The 15,212-nt window shown below is 73.5% G+C and carries 15 protein-coding genes; 8 read left to right on the top strand and 7 right to left on the bottom strand.

Annotated elements, in window-relative coordinates:
* Position 1 precedes the first annotated feature (1 nt).
* Positions 2–1,810 (bottom strand): hypothetical protein, encoded by a 1,809-nt coding sequence (locus ACWD5O_RS27290; protein WP_450086980.1) that lies wholly within the window; start codon positions 1,808–1,810, stop codon positions 2–4.
* Positions 1,811–2,078: 268 nt separating this feature from the next.
* Positions 2,079–2,999, bottom strand: coding sequence for a S66 peptidase family protein (locus ACWD5O_RS27285; protein WP_450087002.1), 921 nt, complete (start codon positions 2,997–2,999; stop codon positions 2,079–2,081).
* A 305-nt stretch (positions 3,000–3,304) separates the two neighbouring features.
* On the opposite strand from ACWD5O_RS27285, the gene ACWD5O_RS27280 reads away from it, so the two are divergent.
* Together ACWD5O_RS27280 and ACWD5O_RS27275 are read left to right on the top strand one after the other, a co-directional pair.
* A complete protein-coding gene (locus ACWD5O_RS27280) occupies positions 3,305–3,646 on the top strand; it encodes an MmcQ/YjbR family DNA-binding protein (RefSeq protein ID WP_450086979.1) in 342 nt (113 codons plus the stop codon).
* Complete coding sequence (locus ACWD5O_RS27275; RefSeq protein ID WP_450086978.1) at positions 3,633–4,280, top strand: GNAT family N-acetyltransferase; 648 nt, start codon at positions 3,633–3,635, stop codon at positions 4,278–4,280. The genes ACWD5O_RS27280 and ACWD5O_RS27275 overlap by 14 nt, the downstream gene beginning before the upstream one ends.
* A gap of 10 nt (positions 4,281–4,290) precedes the next feature.
* Here the strand turns inward: ACWD5O_RS27275 and ACWD5O_RS27270 are convergent, their stop codons facing one another.
* On the bottom strand, positions 4,291–5,769 hold the full coding sequence (locus tag ACWD5O_RS27270) for a glutamate--cysteine ligase (RefSeq protein WP_354967653.1): 1,479 nt from the start codon (positions 5,767–5,769) through the stop codon (positions 4,291–4,293).
* Between the two features lie 181 nt (positions 5,770–5,950).
* Between ACWD5O_RS27270 and ACWD5O_RS27265 the strand changes: the two genes are divergently transcribed.
* Positions 5,951–6,289, top strand: coding sequence for a DUF3817 domain-containing protein (locus ACWD5O_RS27265; RefSeq protein WP_450087001.1), 339 nt, complete (start codon positions 5,951–5,953; stop codon positions 6,287–6,289).
* A 38-nt stretch (positions 6,290–6,327) separates the two neighbouring features.
* Here the strand turns inward: ACWD5O_RS27265 and ACWD5O_RS27260 are convergent, their stop codons facing one another.
* The 3 genes from ACWD5O_RS27260 to ACWD5O_RS27250 are packed head-to-tail and all read right to left on the bottom strand — an operon-like array spanning position 6,328 to position 7,787.
* The gene (locus tag ACWD5O_RS27260) at positions 6,328–6,702 is read right to left on the bottom strand and encodes a hypothetical protein (protein WP_450086977.1); all 375 of its coding nucleotides are present in this window, start codon (positions 6,700–6,702) and stop codon (positions 6,328–6,330) included.
* Between the two features lie 36 nt (positions 6,703–6,738).
* Positions 6,739–7,188 carry an alpha/beta fold hydrolase gene (locus tag ACWD5O_RS27255; protein WP_450086976.1) on the bottom strand — a complete coding sequence of 150 codons (450 nt, stop codon included), beginning with the start codon at positions 7,186–7,188 and terminating at the stop codon, positions 6,739–6,741.
* A 50-nt stretch (positions 7,189–7,238) separates the two neighbouring features.
* Entirely contained in the window at positions 7,239–7,787 is a 549-nt protein-coding gene (locus ACWD5O_RS27250) for a hypothetical protein (protein WP_450087000.1), read from the bottom strand.
* Positions 7,788–7,929: 142 nt separating this feature from the next.
* On the opposite strand from ACWD5O_RS27250, the gene ACWD5O_RS27245 reads away from it, so the two are divergent.
* From ACWD5O_RS27245 to ACWD5O_RS27235, 3 genes are read left to right on the top strand one after another with little or no spacing between them, the layout of a single operon-like run.
* Positions 7,930–9,054 carry a baeRF2 domain-containing protein gene (locus ACWD5O_RS27245; RefSeq protein ID WP_450086975.1) on the top strand — a complete coding sequence of 375 codons (1,125 nt, stop codon included), beginning with the start codon at positions 7,930–7,932 and terminating at the stop codon, positions 9,052–9,054.
* Positions 9,047–10,801 carry a thiamine pyrophosphate-binding protein gene (locus tag ACWD5O_RS27240; protein WP_450086999.1) on the top strand — a complete coding sequence of 585 codons (1,755 nt, stop codon included), beginning with the start codon at positions 9,047–9,049 and terminating at the stop codon, positions 10,799–10,801. Before ACWD5O_RS27245 ends, ACWD5O_RS27240 begins: the two co-directional genes overlap by 8 nt.
* 49 nt (positions 10,802–10,850) lie before the next feature.
* Positions 10,851–11,936 (top strand): iron-containing redox enzyme family protein, encoded by a 1,086-nt coding sequence (locus ACWD5O_RS27235; protein ID WP_450086974.1) that lies wholly within the window; start codon positions 10,851–10,853, stop codon positions 11,934–11,936.
* A 9-nt stretch (positions 11,937–11,945) separates the two neighbouring features.
* On the opposite strand, the gene ACWD5O_RS27230 is transcribed toward ACWD5O_RS27235, so the two are convergent.
* Positions 11,946–12,176 carry a CDGSH iron-sulfur domain-containing protein gene (locus ACWD5O_RS27230; protein WP_354967658.1) on the bottom strand — a complete coding sequence of 77 codons (231 nt, stop codon included), beginning with the start codon at positions 12,174–12,176 and terminating at the stop codon, positions 11,946–11,948.
* Positions 12,177–12,409: 233 nt separating this feature from the next.
* On the opposite strand from ACWD5O_RS27230, the gene ACWD5O_RS27225 reads away from it, so the two are divergent.
* Positions 12,410–13,822: a hypothetical protein gene (locus tag ACWD5O_RS27225; protein ID WP_450086973.1), complete on the top strand. Its 1,413-nt coding sequence runs from the start codon at positions 12,410–12,412 to the stop codon at positions 13,820–13,822.
* A 223-nt stretch (positions 13,823–14,045) separates the two neighbouring features.
* Positions 14,046–15,182, top strand: a complete 1,137-nt coding sequence (locus ACWD5O_RS27220) for a SigB/SigF/SigG family RNA polymerase sigma factor (protein ID WP_450086972.1) — start codon at positions 14,046–14,048, stop codon at positions 15,180–15,182.
* The last annotated feature ends 30 nt before the right edge of the window (positions 15,183–15,212 follow it).

Raw genomic sequence — 15,212 nt, 5'->3', positions numbered from 1 at the left:
GTCAGGTCTTGCGGACCGCGCTGGTGAAGCCGGCGATGAAGAGGGTGGCGAAGCTCCAGGCGAGCAGTTGCAGGATCCAGCCGGCGATGATGAGGATCTGACCGGCAGCGGCGTCGGTGGGTTGGCAGCGGTCGCGGGCGCCGGTCCTGAGCAGTGGGGTGCCGAGGTCGAGGCCGACACCGATCTGGTCGATGGTCGTGCAGGCGGCGGCAGCGCTGGTGACCGGCTTCTGCGCGAGGCCGCCGTGGTGGCCGCCGATGACGCTGAGGGTGACGGCGAGCGCCAGTGTGGCGAGGAGCATGAGCAGGGCACGCCAGGGCTGGTAGCCGTAGCCGAGGGTGATGCCGATGAGACGACCCCACGCCCGTTCGGCGACGGTCAGCCCGGCGCGCTGAATCTGGTCGCGGCGTTGGGCGATGAGGACGGTGCGGGCGTCGCGGTCGTGGCCCACGGCCCGGTAGGCGGCGGCGAGGTGCTGGTAGGGCTGGGCGCTGTAACGGGGCGTGTGCTCGCGCAGCAGGGTCAACCAGTCCGGCAGTGACGCGGGGCGCGGCAGGCCGCTGTAGGTGAGCCCGTCCAGTTCGATCAGCGGTCCCGGACCGCGCGCCGTGCGCGTCACCCGACCGGTGTCGAAGCGGAGACCGCCGGCGATCCTCGCTCCGGCCAGCGCCAGCACCGCCACCTCGTCACCGCCGCTGGTGGCGTCGAATCCGTCATCCAGGAGCACGTCCTGGTCGACCCGGACGCTGTTGAGGTCGAGGGCGGGGCCGATCGTGTTCTCCAGTCGCGCGCCGCCGCAGGCCAGGATTCCGCCGATGTGTGCGCCGGCCAGGCCGATGGTGCCCCACTCGCTGGTGCTGGTGGCGGTGAAACCGTCGTCCAGGGCCACGTCCCGGTCGACCCTGAGGACGTCGCCGTCGAGGACCGGTCCGGCGGTGTTCGTCAGCCGCGCACCGCCGGCGCTCAACGAGCCGATGTGGGCGCCGAGCAGCCGGACGGTGCCCTGCTCGCTGGCGCTGCTGGCGGTGAAGCCGTTCGACAGCAGCACGTCCTGGTCGACCCGGAGGTTGTCGGCGTTGAGCGCCGGCCCGGCGGTGTTCTCCAGCCGTGCCCCACGGCAGTTGAGCTGCCCGCCGATGTGGGCGCCGAGCAGCCGGACGGTGCCGCGTGCGCTGGGACTGCTGGCGGCGAACCCGTCATTGAGGAACACGCTCTGGTCGGCCCGGAGGCCGTCGGCGTCCAGGGCGGGGCCCGAGCTGTTGTCCAACCGCGCTCCGCGGCAGTCCAACGTGCCGACGCGTGCGCCGGCGAGCCGAACGGTGCCGGCGGCGGCATCAGCGGTGGCCGTGCTCCCGTCAAGTGAGAGCACCCACGCGGTGCAGCGGGTGGCGTCGAGTGCCGCGTCCGCGGAACCGGGCGCCTGCTCGATGCGGCACCCGGTCAGGGCCACCGCTGCCAGCCGAGCGTTGCGAAGGTTCACGCCGCTGGGCAGGAGGCAGTCGCGCAGCTCCAGCGCCAGCTCACTGGCGATGTTCTCCAGATCGATCTGGCCGGCGATCCGTGCTCCGCGCAGCCGCAGGCCGTGCGGGTCGGGCGCGTCGACCACCCGGCCGCGGACCAGGTCACGGATGAGCGAAGCGGAGATCGTCCGGTCGTCGCCCCAGGACCGCATCGCCGCAACACCGACCGGCCCGTCACCGGCCAGATCCAGCACCTCGCCGCGGGCGACGGACTCGATCAGTCGCTGCTCCACCGGACTGTGCGTCGCGCCGTTCGCATCCCGCACCCGCTGCGCGCCCACTGACGTCATGGCACCCATCATCAACGACAGGTACGCGAGCGGCCCGCGCCACGACGCGGCTCGGCCGGAAAACGGTCGTGCCACGCACCATCACACGTCGGCGAGATCGGTCAGGTCGACGACCAGGCCGTTGCCCCGGCGGTCGCCGCGGCGCGGGCGTACTCGTTGGGGATATGACCGTGTGTCATAAATATGCCTCTGAGGTATGACGTTCACAGGGGACATCGCCCCCGGACGAGCCCCGCACGACGCCTCGGACCAGCCGGCGCTGCGCCGGCTACCGGGGACGGACTCCCGGCTCCACCGTCAGCGTCCCCGCCACGGCGTCGATCGTGGCCCGCGAGCCGAGCGGAACGGTGAGCTGGCCGTTGCCGTGGCCCAGCCGGAGCCCGCCGAGGACCGGTACGCCCAGGTCGTAGAGGCGGTCCTTCAGGACCGCCGCCGCGTCCCATTCGTTCGGACCACCGACACTGTTGGTGATCTGCCCGATGGCCACCCCGGCGACCCGGGACAGCACGCCCACCCGGCGCAACTCGGTCAGCATCCGGTCGATGCTGTACGGCGCCTCGTCCACGTCCTCGAAGAACAGGATGGCGTTGTCGAACTTCGGGGCGTCAGCGGCGCCCAGCGAGGTGGAGATCAGCGTGAGGCAACCGCCGAGCAGGGGACCCGTCGCCCGGCCCGGCACCAGCACGGGCGCCGCCGTCTCGGCGGGATCCCGGGCGATGGTGACGGGTGCGGTCGTCATCACCGCCCGGCGAAGCGACTCGGCCGACTCCGGGCCGGTGCGGCTGTCGCTCCAGTTGACCATCGGGCCGTAGAAGGTGACCAGCCCGGCCTCGCGCCAGAGCCGGCCGTGGATGCTGGTGATGTCACTGAACCCGACGACCACCCTGGGATCGCGACGGAGCCCGGCCACACTGATCCGATCGACGATCCGTTGGGTGCCGTAGCCGCCACGGGCGGCGAAGACACCACGGACCCCGGGATCGTTGAGCGCCGCGTTCAGGTCGGCCAGCCGCTGCGCGTCGGTGCCGGCCAGATAGCCGTACCTGGCGAAGACGTGCGTGCCCAGCTCGACCACCAGGCCCCAGCTCCGCAGGATCTCCACACCGCGGGCCATGTTGTCCGGGTTGGGAGTGCCGCCGGGCGACACGACCCGGACCCGGTCACCGGGCACCAGCACCGGCGCACGCAACGCGCGCTTCGGGCCACCCGGCGCGGCGGACGCCGCCTCGGCCGTGCCGGCAAGCAACGCGGCACCGGCAGCGCCGGCCCCGACACCCAGCACGTGCCGTCGGGACAGGGTGCGGTCCGTTCCGGAAGCACTCACAGGCGGTCCCCTCATCGACATCGATGTCCGCGCCGCACCAGCCTACGACACGCGTCGATGGCAGTGGGGGTCCAAAAAGGACGCGTGCGCCGCACCGGCGGCGTCGCCAGCCGTAACCTGACGTCAGCACGGGTTCGACTACCGCGACGACAACGAGGAGTCCTTGACCCATGATCAGGCTGGCTGACATCCGTAGCTACGCGATGGCTCTGCCGGAGGTCGTCGAGAAGCCGCACTTCCGGCTGCCCGGCTTCCGCGTCGCGGACAAGCTCCTCGCTCACCTGGAGAAGGGCGACGCGCACGCGATCGTGTGTGTCGGGCAGGCGGAGGCCAGCACGGCGGCCGAGGATCAGCCGGACATCTACGAGGAGGTGTGGCGGAACGGCCGGATCTTCGTGGGCCTCCGCGTCGACCTGTCCAAGGTCACCGAGGACCGCATGCGGGAGCTGATCGAGCACGCCTGGCGCAACCGTGCGCCGAAGCGACTCGTCGCCGCGCATGACAGCCGCTGACGGTCCCGGCCACAACGTCCTTGCCGCCACCGAGGAGGGAAACGGCGTGATGGAGAACGAGCGACAGTCAGCGCCTGGCGCGACGTACGCGGGCGGGGAACCCACGGTGCGACTGCGGCCGGTCGCCGAGGCCGACCTGGAGATGTTCCGACGGTTCTGCACCGAGCCGGGGCTGATCGGGCTGGACTGGTCCGGCTTTCGGGACCCGGGCGCACCGGCGCGGCGGTTCGCCGCCGACGGCTGGCTGGGCGCCGACGACGGGCGGCTCATCGTCCAGGTCGAGCCGGACCAGGCCGCCGCCGGCTTGGTCAGCTACGTCTCCGGGTGCTACAGCGGCAGGGCGTCGTACTGGGAGATCGGGATCGTGTTGCTGCCGGCGTGGCGCGGACGCGGCATCGGCTGGCGAGCCCAGGCGCTGCTCTGCGACTACCTGTTCCAGCACAGCCCGGCGCAGCGCATCCAGGCCGGCACCCACCCGGAGAACGTCGCCGAGCAGCGGTCGCTGGAGAAGGCCGGCTTCCAGCTCGAAGGCGTCGTGCGGGCCTGCGAGTTTCGGGCCGGGCGGTGGCGCGACGGGTACCTCTACAGCCGGCTGCGCGACGACCCGTCACCCTGGGACCGACCGGGGGAGTGACGACGCCCGCTCAGGGGATGGGCCACTCGTGCACCGGCCGGTTGCTGTGCATCAGCGTCACGTAGTGCCGGACCACCTCGCGCAGCGCCGCCGGCCGGTCCAGGTGGTCGGCGGACTCCAGCCGGTGCAGCGTCTCCACCTGCCACGTCGCGCCGTTGCGGCCGGTCAGGCAGCGCTGCTCGATGATGCCCAGCAGCCGGTCACGCTCGCCCGGGTCGAGCCCCCAGCGGTCCAGGCCGTGATGCGCCATCGGCAGCAGCCGGCGCAGCACCAGCTCGGTGACCGGCAGGTAGCCGAGGCCGGGCCAGAAGACCTGGGCGTCGATGCCGTACCGGGCGCAGCTGGTGAAGTTCTCCTCGGCGGCGCTGAACGACATCTGCGACCACAACGGCCGGTCCGACTCGGCCAGGGCCCGGACCAGTCCGAAGTAGAAGGCGCCGTTGGCGATGGTGTCCAGCACCGTGGGCCCGGCGGGCAGCACCCGGTTCTCCACCCGCAGGTGCGGCCGGCCGCGCGACACGTCGTACACCGGCCGGTTCCACCGGTAGACCGTGCCGTTGTGCAGCCGCAGCTCGGCGAGCCTGGGCACCTCACCGGCGGCCAGCGCCTGCGCCGGGTCCTCCGGGTCGCAGACCGGCAGCAGTGCCGGGAAGTAGCGCACGTTCTCCTCGAACAGGTCGAACACGTTGGTGATCCAGCGCTCGCCGAACCAGACCCGGGGCCGTACGCCCTGGGCCTTGATCTCCTCCGACCGGGTGTCGGTGGCCTGCTGGAACAGCGGGATGCGGGTCTCCCGCCACAGCTCCCGGCCGAAGAACAGCGGCGCGTTCGCGCCGAGGGCGACCTGGATGCCGGCGATGGCCTGGGCGGCGTTCCAGTAGTCGGCGAACTGCGCCGGGCTCACCTGAAGGTGGAACTGGGTGCTGGTGCAGGCCGCCTCCGGGGTGATCGTGTCGGCGGTGACCGCCAACCGTTCCACCCCGCTGATGGCGATCGGCAGGTCCTCGCCACGGGCGGCGAAGATCTGCTCGTTGAGCAGCGCGTACCGGGGGTTGTGCGAGAGCGTCTCGGCGGTCAGGTGCTCGGGGCGCAACGTCGGCAGGATGCCGATCATGACCATGTGGGCGCCGATCGCGCGGGCCTTCTCCTCGGCGGCGTTGAGGCTGGCCCGCACGTGCTCCTCGAACTCGGCGGTGCCGGTGCCGGTAAGCCGGCGGGGCGCCACGTTGATCTCGATGTTGAACTGGCCCAGCTCGGTCTGGAAGCTCGGGTCGGCGATCTCCGCCAGCACGTCGGCGTTGCGCATCGCCGGCATCGACGCCTGGTCGACCAGGTTCAGCTCGATCTCCAGCCCCGTCAGTGGCCGGTCGATGTCGAACCGCGACTCGCGCAGCATCTCGGCGAAGACGTCCAGGCAACGGCGGACCTTGTCCCGGTAGCGGGCCCGGTCCTCTCGGCTGAAGGTCCGTACGCCGACATCCTCGCCCATGGTCACCACCCTGTCACCGCTGGTCCCCCTAACCTCGCACGTGTCGAGCGAGCGGGGAAGACCCGATGGTCCCTTCCTACCCACCTGTGAGCCCGGTGATCCCTGTCGCGCCCGCGTGGTCCGCTCCGGCGCGGCCGGCGCGCACCGCTAGCATTGCCGCCCGAGAGGTGGTGGCGTGGGAATGCGTGAGAAGGTGACCCGGCTCTTCGTCGCGGCGGCGATCGCCGAGGCGTGCTCGTGGCTGGCCCTGCTGGTCGGCATGGTGGTCAAGTACGGTCCGCCGGAGAACGAGCTGGGCGTCAAGATCTTCGGCCCGATCCACGGCGGCCTGTTCGTCGCGTACGTCCTGCTGGTGCTGGCGGTGGCCCGGCTGCACCGGTGGAGCCTGCTGGCCACGGTCGTGGCGCTGGCCTGCGCGGTGCCGCCGTTCGCCACCCTGGTCTTCGAGCGCTGGGCCCGCCGTCGGGGCATGCTCGAGTCCGCCCGCCGACCGGCCCGCGAGCCCGCCCCGGTCGGCTGAGCGGCACGTCGCGCTGATCCGCCGGCCGCGCTGACCGGTCAGTCGGGCAGGAAGTCGGCGAGTACGGCGGCGAGAGCCTCCGGCGCCTCCTCGGCCATGTGGTGGCCCGAGTCGATCGACGTGGCCCGGACGTCGTCGGCCCACTCCCGCCAGATCGCCGCCGGGTCGCCGTGCAGCTCCACCATGTCGTCGCGCTCGGCCCAGACGAACAGCAGCGGGCAGCCGATCTTCCGCCCGGCGGCGCGGTCCGCGTCGTCGCCCGCCCGGTCCGGGCCGAGGCCCGCCCGGTAGTCCTCGCACATCGCGTGGACCGTGGCCGGGTCGTGGATCGCCCGGGAGTAGTCCGCGTACGCCTCCTCGCCCATCTCGGCGGGGGAGCCGCCGTACCAGGCGTCCGGATCCGCGTTGATCACCCGTTCCGCCGGCTTGTCGGTCTGGCCGAGGAAGAATCAGTGCCACCAGCGGGCGGCGAAACGGGCGTCGCAGCCGACCAGTGCGGCACCGATCGGCACCCCGTCGAGCACACCGAGCCGGCTGACCCGATCCGGGTGGTCCAGCGCGGTGCGCATCGCCGCGTACGCGCCGCGGTCGTGGCCGACCACCGCGGCCCGCTCGTGGCCGAGCGCGTCGAGCAGCGCGACCACGTCGTGGGCCATCGCCCGCTTGGCGTACGCGGAGTGGTCGGCGGTCTCCGCCGGCTTCGTCGACCCGCCGTACCCGCGCAGGTCGGGGCAGATCACCGTGTGTCGCTCGGCGAGCAGCGGCGCCACCCGGTGCCAGGTCGCGTGGGTACGGGGGTGGCCGTGCAGCAGCACCACCGGCGAGCCGGACCCGCCGTGGCGCACCCGCAGGCGCACCGGGCCGACGTCGATCTCGTCGAGGGTGAATCCGGGAAACATGCCGATGCCGGTGCGCACCCCGCCGGGCGCGGAAACCCGGGCCCGGCTGGTCAGGTCAGCGCGGAGCAGGCCGCGACGCCGGCGAGCAGCAGCGCGCCCAGCACCGCCTGCAACAGCAGCGGCGGGCCGAGATGCGACCAGAGCGTCGCGGTACGCGGGGTGAGCAGCTGCCCGGTGGTGAGGTTAACGATCCGCTCGATCCGGGGTGGCAGCTCCGGGTCGCGTTGCGGGCGCAGGGTCAGCTGCACCTGGTCGGCGGGGTGCAGGGCGCTCTGCGGCAGGTGGCCGTGCAGCTCCACCTCGCAGAGCTGGTTGGCGGTGTTGCGCAGCCGCACCGCTGTGACCAGGTATTCCGGGCCCTGCTTCAGCTCCTTCCAGCGCCGCCGGGTGCCGCCGCTCCCGGCGGAGAAGAGCGAGCGCAGCAGCAGGGCGGGGAGCGCGGCGAACGCGGCTGCGGCGAGCACCACGACCAGCACCGGCTGGCCGATGCGCACCTCGCGCGTGTAGCCGTCGAGCAGGCGGACCAACCGCCCGGTGACGATCCGCTCTGTCGGGTGCACGATCCGTCTGGTATCGAGTCCGCTGTCCATCTCCACCACCGAGAGTCCGCTTCTGTTCACGCATCGTATCGACGTCCCCGGTTGAACGACGTGAATGAAACCTGGTCACGGGCTCACGGCCGCGAGGTGACATCCCGGGCGACCCGGGTAAGCGGGGGGCCGAGCTGGAAAGGGGTCGAGCATGCAGCTGTCCTTCCTGCGCCCGCTCTACGACCGACCCGGGCCGTGGTGCTCGGTGTACCTGGACGCCTCCGCCGACACGGAGGACGCCCACCAGGCGCTGGCACTGCGCTGGCGTGCCCTGGCGCGTCAACTGACCGACCAGGGCGCGGACGAGGCGACCGTCGCCGCGCTGGACCGGGTGATCCGTGGCCACGACCCGATGGTCGGCGACTACGGCCTCGCGGTCTTCGCCACCCGCGGCCGGGTGGTGCTCTCCGAGTACCTCTCCGCGCCACCACTGAGCGACCTGGCGAGTTACGCGCCACTGCCGCATGTGATGCCGTTGCTCGCCCAGCGCGGCGAGCAGGTGGCGTGGGTGCGGGTGCTGGCCGACCGGACCGGCGCGGACGCCATCGCGATCAGCGCCGGCGGTGTGCCCCGGAAGGCGCACGTCGTCGGCCGGGAGACCTTCCAGGTGCGCCGGGTGCAGCCCGGCGGCTGGTCCCAGGACATCTACCAGAAGGCCGCCATGGAGGCCTGGCACCACAACGCCGGCGACGTCACCGCGGCGACCGTGGAGCTGGCCGAGAAGGTCGGCGCGGAGGTGGTGGTGGTGGCCGGCGATGTCCGGGCCACCGGGATGATCGCCGCCCAGATGCCGGAGCGTTGGCAGGACCTCATGGTGCGCACCGACGCGGGCTCGCGGGCCGGCGGCGCCGACCAGACGCTGCTGGACGACCTCACCGTGCAGACCATCGCCGAGGTCGCCGATCAGCGGATCAGCGCCGCGCTGGACCGGTTCGGCGTGCAGGAGGACGTCGGCGCCGGGCTCGACGCGGTCGTCTCGGCCCTGCAACGCAACCAGGTGGACACCATGCTGATCGTGGACGATCCGTCGGCCAACGGCGAGCTGTGGGTCGGCCCCGAGCCGACCGAGATCGCCGTCGACCCGGGGCAGCTGGCGGCGATGTCGGTGACCGACCCGCAACGGGTCCGTGCCGACGCGGCCCTGGTCCGGGCGCTGGTCGGCACCGACGCGGCGCTGACCGTGCTGGACCCGGACGAGGCGCCCGAGCTCAGCGACGGCGTCGGCGCGGTCCTGCGGTACGTCGATGCCAGCACGCCCGGGCGCGGCAATGGCTGAGCGCAGCGTGGCCGACCTGGTGGTGGAGCGGCTCCTGGCCTGGCGGGTGCCACGCGCCTTCGGGTACCCGGGCGCGGCGATCGCCCCGCTGGTCCAGGCGCTGGACCGCACGGGCGGCGACCCGGCGTTCGTCCCGGCCCGGCACGAGGAGACCGCCTCCTTCATGGCCACTGGGCACGCCAAGTTCACCGGCGGCATCGGGGTCTGCCTGGCCACCCAGGGGCCCAGCGCGGTCCAGCTGCTCAACGGCCTCTACGACGCCAAGTTGGACAGCACGCCGGTGGTGGCGATCATCGGCGAGGACATCTCCGGGCCGCTCGGCGGCGCGCACCAGCAGATCGGGCTCAGCCGGCTCTTCGCGGACGTGTGCAACCAGTTCGTGCAGTACGGCCGCAGACCCGAGGACGTACCCGCGCTGCTGGACCAGGCGTTCCGCACCGCGGCGGCGACCCGCAGCCCGACCTGCGTGGTGCTGCCCCGACAGTTGCAGGAGGCTGTGGTGCCCGACCTGCAGCCGCAGTCGGTCGGCGTGATCTCGGCGACCCCGGGCGTGCCGCTGGCCCGGGTGCTGCCGCACGACATGGACCTCGACGCCGCCGCGCAGCTGCTCGGCAGCGGCCAGCGCACGGCGATCCTGGTGGGCCAGGGCGGTCGGGACGCGGCCGGGGAGATCACCGAGTTGGCCGACCGGCTCGGCGCCGGGGTGGCCACCTCGCTGCTGGGCAAGCCGGTGCTCGACGAGCGGCTGCCCTACCACGCCGGGGTGCTCGGCGAGGTCGGCACGTCGGCCGCGGCCGAGCTGATGGGCGGCTGCGACACACTGCTGATGGTGGGCACCAACGATCCGTGGACGGACTACTTCCCGATGCCCGGTCAGGCCCGAACCGTCCAGATCGACATCGACGGGCGGCGGATCGGCACCCGGTACCCGGCGGACGTGCCGCTCGTCGGTGACGCCGCCGAGACGCTGCGGGCGCTGCTGGCGCGGGTGCCGCACCGGCCCAACCAGCAGTGGCGCGCCACGGTGCAGAGCTCGGTGGACCGGTGGCGCTCGGGCGCGGCCGACCGGGCCGCCGCGCCGGCCGACCCGGTCAACCCGCAGCTCGTGCTCCAGGAGCTGTCCACCCGGTTGCCGGCCGTCGGCGCGGTCGCCGTGGACGTCGGGTCGGTCCTCTACTGGTACGCCCGGCACCTCGTCCTGCCGCCCGGGGTGAACGCGCAGCTGTGCGGCACCCTCGGCTCGATGGGCTGCGCCCTGCCGTACGCGGTGGCCGCCAAGCTCGCCGCCCCCAACCAGCCGGTGCTCGCGCTGGTCGGTGACGGCGCCATGCAGCTCAACGGGCTCGCTGAGCTGATCACCGTGGCGCATCTCTGGCAGAAGTGGCGCGATCCGCGGCTGGTGGTGCTGGTGCTCAACAACCGTGACCAGTCCGGCATGGGTGGCGGGCGGCAGACGTCGCCCGACCCGGCGCAGCGCCGCCCGGACGTGCCGTACGCCGGCTGGGCGCGGCTGCTCGGGCTGCACGGCGTCCGGGTGGACCGCCCGGAGCTGGTCGGTGCGGCCTGGGACGAGGCGCTCGCCGCGAACCGGCCGTGTGTGCTGGAGGCGGTGGTCGACGCCGCCGTGCCACTGGCGCCGCCGCAGCCGGCCTTCGCCGACCTGCGCGGCCTGTACGCCGACGGGGAGGCCGCCCGGCGGGTCCGCGAGCAGGTGGAGCTCACCGTGAACGCGGAGGGCCTCGTTTAGGGGTGGCCCGCCTGGGCATCAGTAGCGGCCCGAGGACGCTGGAGGTCACATGCTGGAGCCCGCCGACCGTCGTTACGGTCCCGCGCCCCTACCGCAGCCACGCGGTCCGCTCTCCGCGGCGGTGGCCGGGGCCTTGCGGCGTCCGCCGCACGATCTGCCGGCGGGCCTCGGTGCCGACCTCGACCCGGCGGACCCGCTCGCGGACGAGGATCTCCAGCTGACCCTGTTCCTCTGCTACGAGCTGCACTACCGGGGTTGGCGCGGGGTGGATGAGAGCTGGGAGTGGCAGCCGACGCTGCTGGCCCTGCGGGCCCGTGCCGAGCGGCCCTTCGAGGCGGCGCTGCGCCGGCTGTCCGCCCCGCCGCCGCTGCCGCCGGACGGGGTGGCGGCGGCCCTGGCCGAGCTGGTCGCGGCCGACGACGGGCCTCCGCTGGCGACCACCCTCCAGCGGCGTGCCGACCTCGCCCAGTTCCGCGAGTTCGTCGCCCACCGCTCGGTCTACCACCTGCGCGAAGCGGATCCGCACAGCTGGGCGCTGCCCCGCCTCGGCGGCCCGGCGAAGGCCGCCCTGGTGGAGATCCAGACCGACGAGTACGGCAACGGCCGGCTGGATCGTATGCACGCCGAGCTGTTCCGGCGCACGCTCGACCGGCTGGGCCTGGACACCGGCTACGGCGCCCACCTCGACGTGGTGCCCGCGGTGACGCTGGCGACCAACAACCTGATGTCGCTCTTCGGGCTGCACCGACGCCTGCGTGGCGCGCTGCTCGGTCACCTGGCCGCCTTCGAGATGACCTCGTCGGTGCCGAACCGCCGCTACGGCAACGGGCTGCGCCGGCTCGGCCTGGACGAGGTCGCCACCCGCTTCTACGACGAGCACGTCGAGGCCGACGCGGTGCACGAGCAGATCGCCGCGCACGACCTGTGCGGCGGGCTGGTCCGCGCCGAGCCGGCGCTGGCCGGTGACGTGCTCTTCGGCGCGGCGGCCGCGCTCGCGGTGGACCGGCTGTTCGCCGCGCACCTGCTGGACAGCTGGGCCGCCGGCCGCAGCTCGCTGCGGGCGCGCACCGCGCTGACCGTCTCGCTGCCGGCGATCGCTGCCGCCACCGCGGGACCCCTGGCCGGCGTCGCCTGACCGCGGCGGTCACCCCTCCCGGGCGGTTCCCGCGCGGAAGTTCACCATCTTGTGGGTGCCGTCGCAGAACGGCTTGAGCGCCGACCTGCCGCACCGGCACAGCGCCACCGTGCCCCGGCGGGCGTCGATCCGCTCGCCGTCAGGGGTGACCAGGGCGAAGTCGCCGCGGACCAGCAGCGGTCCGTCCTGGTACGGGGTGATCGTCGCGGCGGCCGGCTCGCTCGTGTCGTCGGTGCGCATGAGCCCGGAAGTGCCCGCCCTGGCCCCGGCGAAACCCGGGCCACCGTGCCCGGCCCGTTCGCCCCCGGCGACCCGCTCCCGCCGCCCACGGCGGATCGTCGTGGAACGCCGGTGATGACCGTGGACCCCCGCCGACCAGCGGATTGTGCCGCCGGGTGGGTGATGCCCCGTTTGAACCCCATCGGGACGGGAAGCCGGGCCGCGTGGTGAGCGAACGAGGCAAGGTGGAGCCGGTGCACAAGGTGCGCAAGGGGCTCACGGCCGACGGTGCCGGTCTGGCCGGCGACCGGGTCGTGGCCGTAAGCAGTCCCGCCCGGGTGCTGGTCGCCGCCACCGCCCGGGCACTGCGTGGCGTGGACTGCGCCGACCTCGGGCACGCCGGGCCGGTGTCGCGGTTCCCCGGCGCCCCGGAGCCGGTCCGTCGCGCCGCGGTCAGCCGGGCCGCCGGCCGGGTCGCGCTCACCATGGCTCAGGTCGACGAGGTGGACGCGGGGCGGGTCGCCCGCTGGTTCGTCGACCAGTACCCGCGCCAGCGCTACCCGGGCGTGCTGATCGGCTCACCGCATGGCGCGGCGGCCCACCTCGCGGTGGCACTCGGCGTGCCGTGGCTGCCGGCCGGCTTCGAGATGTCGGTGCACTGGACCGGCGGTGCGGTGGACCGCCCGGGTGCGGCGCTGGAGCACGGCGAGGCGCTCGCCGCCCGACTGCTCGCCGGCAACCCCGACGTGCATCTCCGCCAGGTGCACTGCCCCGCCAGCCGTGGCCCGCTGACCGGGGTGACCGTGTCGCTGGCCGCCCGCTGGCGGGCGCTGCCGGCGGCCTACACGCAGTTCCTGGCCGACCGGCTGACCACCGGGGCCCCCGTGGTGCTGGTTCACGACGCGCGGACCTGGCCGGTGCTGGAGCGCGGCCCGGGGCACAGCTTCCAGGTCGGCTGCCCGGCCAGCGGGCTGGACCCGGTGGACTTCCACCCCGACAGCCACGCGCTGCGGCAGGTGCTGCGCTCCGTCGGCGGGGATGCCGCCCGGTGGGAGCCGCCGGAGATGTCCGTCCCCTCGGGCGCAGCCGAGCACGGCGTGGACTCGGGCTTCGAGCTGGCCGCGCGGGACTGGGTGGCCCGCCGGGAGCACCCGGTGCACCGGGTGCTGGTGCCCCGGCCGGCGGCGCTGAGCGCGGCAGTGGCCGACCTGTACCGGCACTGGCTCCGCGGCGCCGGCAAGACCGGTGACCGGTTGGTGGTGGAGTGCGGCCGGTTGATCGATCCGTGGCAGGTGGTGCGCGCGGGGCTGGTGCCGTACTGGTGCGAGAACGCCACCCGGCGCAGCGTGGACGAGGCCGAGTGGTGGCTGGCCGGCAGCGAGACGTTCAGCTCGGTGGACGTGCTGCCCGAGCCGCCCGGGGTGCGCTCGCCCGCCCTGGCCGGGCTGCCGCAGTGGTTGGCCGTGGCCGGGTTCGGCCGGCGTCGTCGGGCGTTGGACCGGACCGCCGCTCGGGGCTACCCGGTCACCTCGGTACCCACCCGCCGGGCCACCGAGGTGCTCCGCGCCCAGCCGTACGACCTGCCCACGCCGCCCCCGCTGGGGGCCGCCGAGGCGCTCTCCGTGCTCCGGGACAGCGGCGGCCACCAGGGGTTGCTGATCTCCTGAGGCGGAGCACGCCGAAACATCCTCGCGAACCCGGGGTCCCGTGATTGAGTACCTACGGAGCGGGAACATCGCTGACTGCGACGGCCTGATTGCGCTGCGCAAAGGCGTTGTCGCCCGCTGGCATCCCAGTCACTGACCCACTTTTCCGGCCCGGTGCGTGGCTCGACCACGCGCACGACCGGTTTCCCGATCCGGGCGGGGGACCTTCCTGAGGGAGGCGCGGATGTTCGGACAGACGAGCACGACCACACCACCACCCACCGATCGAGGTCTGGAGGACCTCGATGCGGCAGCGCTGGCGTACGCGGCCCGAATCGAGGGGCTGCCGCCGGAGCGGCGGCAGGAGGCACGGGACGACCTGGTCCGCTTCGCGCTGCCGTTCGCTGGCCGCCTGGCCCGCCGGTACCGGGGGCGTGGGGAGCCACTGGAGGACCTGGAGCAGGTGGCCCGGCTCGGCCTGGTCAACGCCGTCGACCGGTATGACCCGGAACGGGGCTCGTTCACCGCGTACGCCGCGATCACCATCGTGGGTGAGATCAAGCGGCACTTCCGGGACCGCACCTGGGGCGTGCACGTGCCCCGCCGGCTACGCGACCTGATCCTGGAGGTCGGCCAGGCCACCGCCGCGCTGACCAGCGAGTTGTCCCGGGCGCCCACCGTCGCGGAGCTGTCCAAGCGGTTGGAGACGCCGGAGGAGGAGATCCTCGCGGCGTTGGAGTCGGCGGCCGGCTACAGCCCGGCCTCGCTCAACGCCCCGGTGGGCGGGGAGAGCTCCGCGGAGTTCGGTGACCTGGTCGGCGAATCGGACAACGCGCTGGAATCGGTCGACGACCGGGTGACCGTGAGCGGCCTGCTGCACCGCCTGCCCTGGCGGGAACGGCGGATCCTGGCGATGCGCTTCTACGGCAACCAGACCCAGGCGGAGATCGCCGCCCGGTTCGGCATCTCGCAGATGCACGTCTCCCGGCTGCTGTCGCGGGCGCTGACCTGGCTGCGGCAGGCGATGCTCGCCGACGCGCCGCCGCCCTGGCAGAACGGCGCCGCCGAGCCGGACCCGGGCAAGACCCGGATCTCGGTGAAGCAGAACGGCGACCGGGTGGTCGTCGAGGTCGGCGGCGAGATCGACCGGGACGGCGCCGACCAGCTGCGCCGGGTGATGCTGGAGGCGGTCACCGGCCAGCCCAGCGAGGTGGTCGTCGACCTGGTCGGCGCGGGCGGCTTCGACGCCGGCGGGATCGCCGCGTTGATGGCCGGACGGGACGCGGCCGCCCGGACCGGGGTGCCGCTGCGGCTGACCCGGGTCCAACCCGCGGTACGCCGCTCGCTCACCGCCGCCGGCCTGGCACCCGCGCGGGACTGAGCGCAGCCGGGCACCGTAAGCGACGAGGGC

Source organism: Micromonospora sp. NPDC005161, from assembly GCF_053599855.1.
This window is presented reverse-complemented; position numbering and strand designations above follow the sequence as displayed.

Coding starts and splice junctions, on each gene's coding strand:
- ACWD5O_RS27235 (WP_450086974.1), top strand. CDS start 10,851: ATGCTGGAGCCCGCCGACCGTCGTTACGGTCCCGCGCCCCTACCGCAG.
- ACWD5O_RS27245 (WP_450086975.1), top strand. CDS start 7,930: ATGCAGCTGTCCTTCCTGCGCCCGCTCTACGACCGACCCGGGCCGTGG.
- ACWD5O_RS27280 (WP_450086979.1), top strand. CDS start 3,305: ATGATCAGGCTGGCTGACATCCGTAGCTACGCGATGGCTCTGCCGGAG.
- ACWD5O_RS27275 (WP_450086978.1), top strand. CDS start 3,633: ATGACAGCCGCTGACGGTCCCGGCCACAACGTCCTTGCCGCCACCGAG.
- ACWD5O_RS27290 (WP_450086980.1), bottom strand. CDS start 1,810: ATGACGTCAGTGGGCGCGCAGCGGGTGCGGGATGCGAACGGCGCGACG.
- ACWD5O_RS27270 (WP_354967653.1), bottom strand. CDS start 5,769: ATGGGCGAGGATGTCGGCGTACGGACCTTCAGCCGAGAGGACCGGGCC.
- ACWD5O_RS27220 (WP_450086972.1), top strand. CDS start 14,046: ATGTTCGGACAGACGAGCACGACCACACCACCACCCACCGATCGAGGT.
- ACWD5O_RS27255 (WP_450086976.1), bottom strand. CDS start 7,188: ATGTTTCCCGGATTCACCCTCGACGAGATCGACGTCGGCCCGGTGCGC.
- ACWD5O_RS27240 (WP_450086999.1), top strand. CDS start 9,047: ATGGCTGAGCGCAGCGTGGCCGACCTGGTGGTGGAGCGGCTCCTGGCC.
- ACWD5O_RS27230 (WP_354967658.1), bottom strand. CDS start 12,176: ATGCGCACCGACGACACGAGCGAGCCGGCCGCCGCGACGATCACCCCG.
- ACWD5O_RS27265 (WP_450087001.1), top strand. CDS start 5,951: ATGCGTGAGAAGGTGACCCGGCTCTTCGTCGCGGCGGCGATCGCCGAG.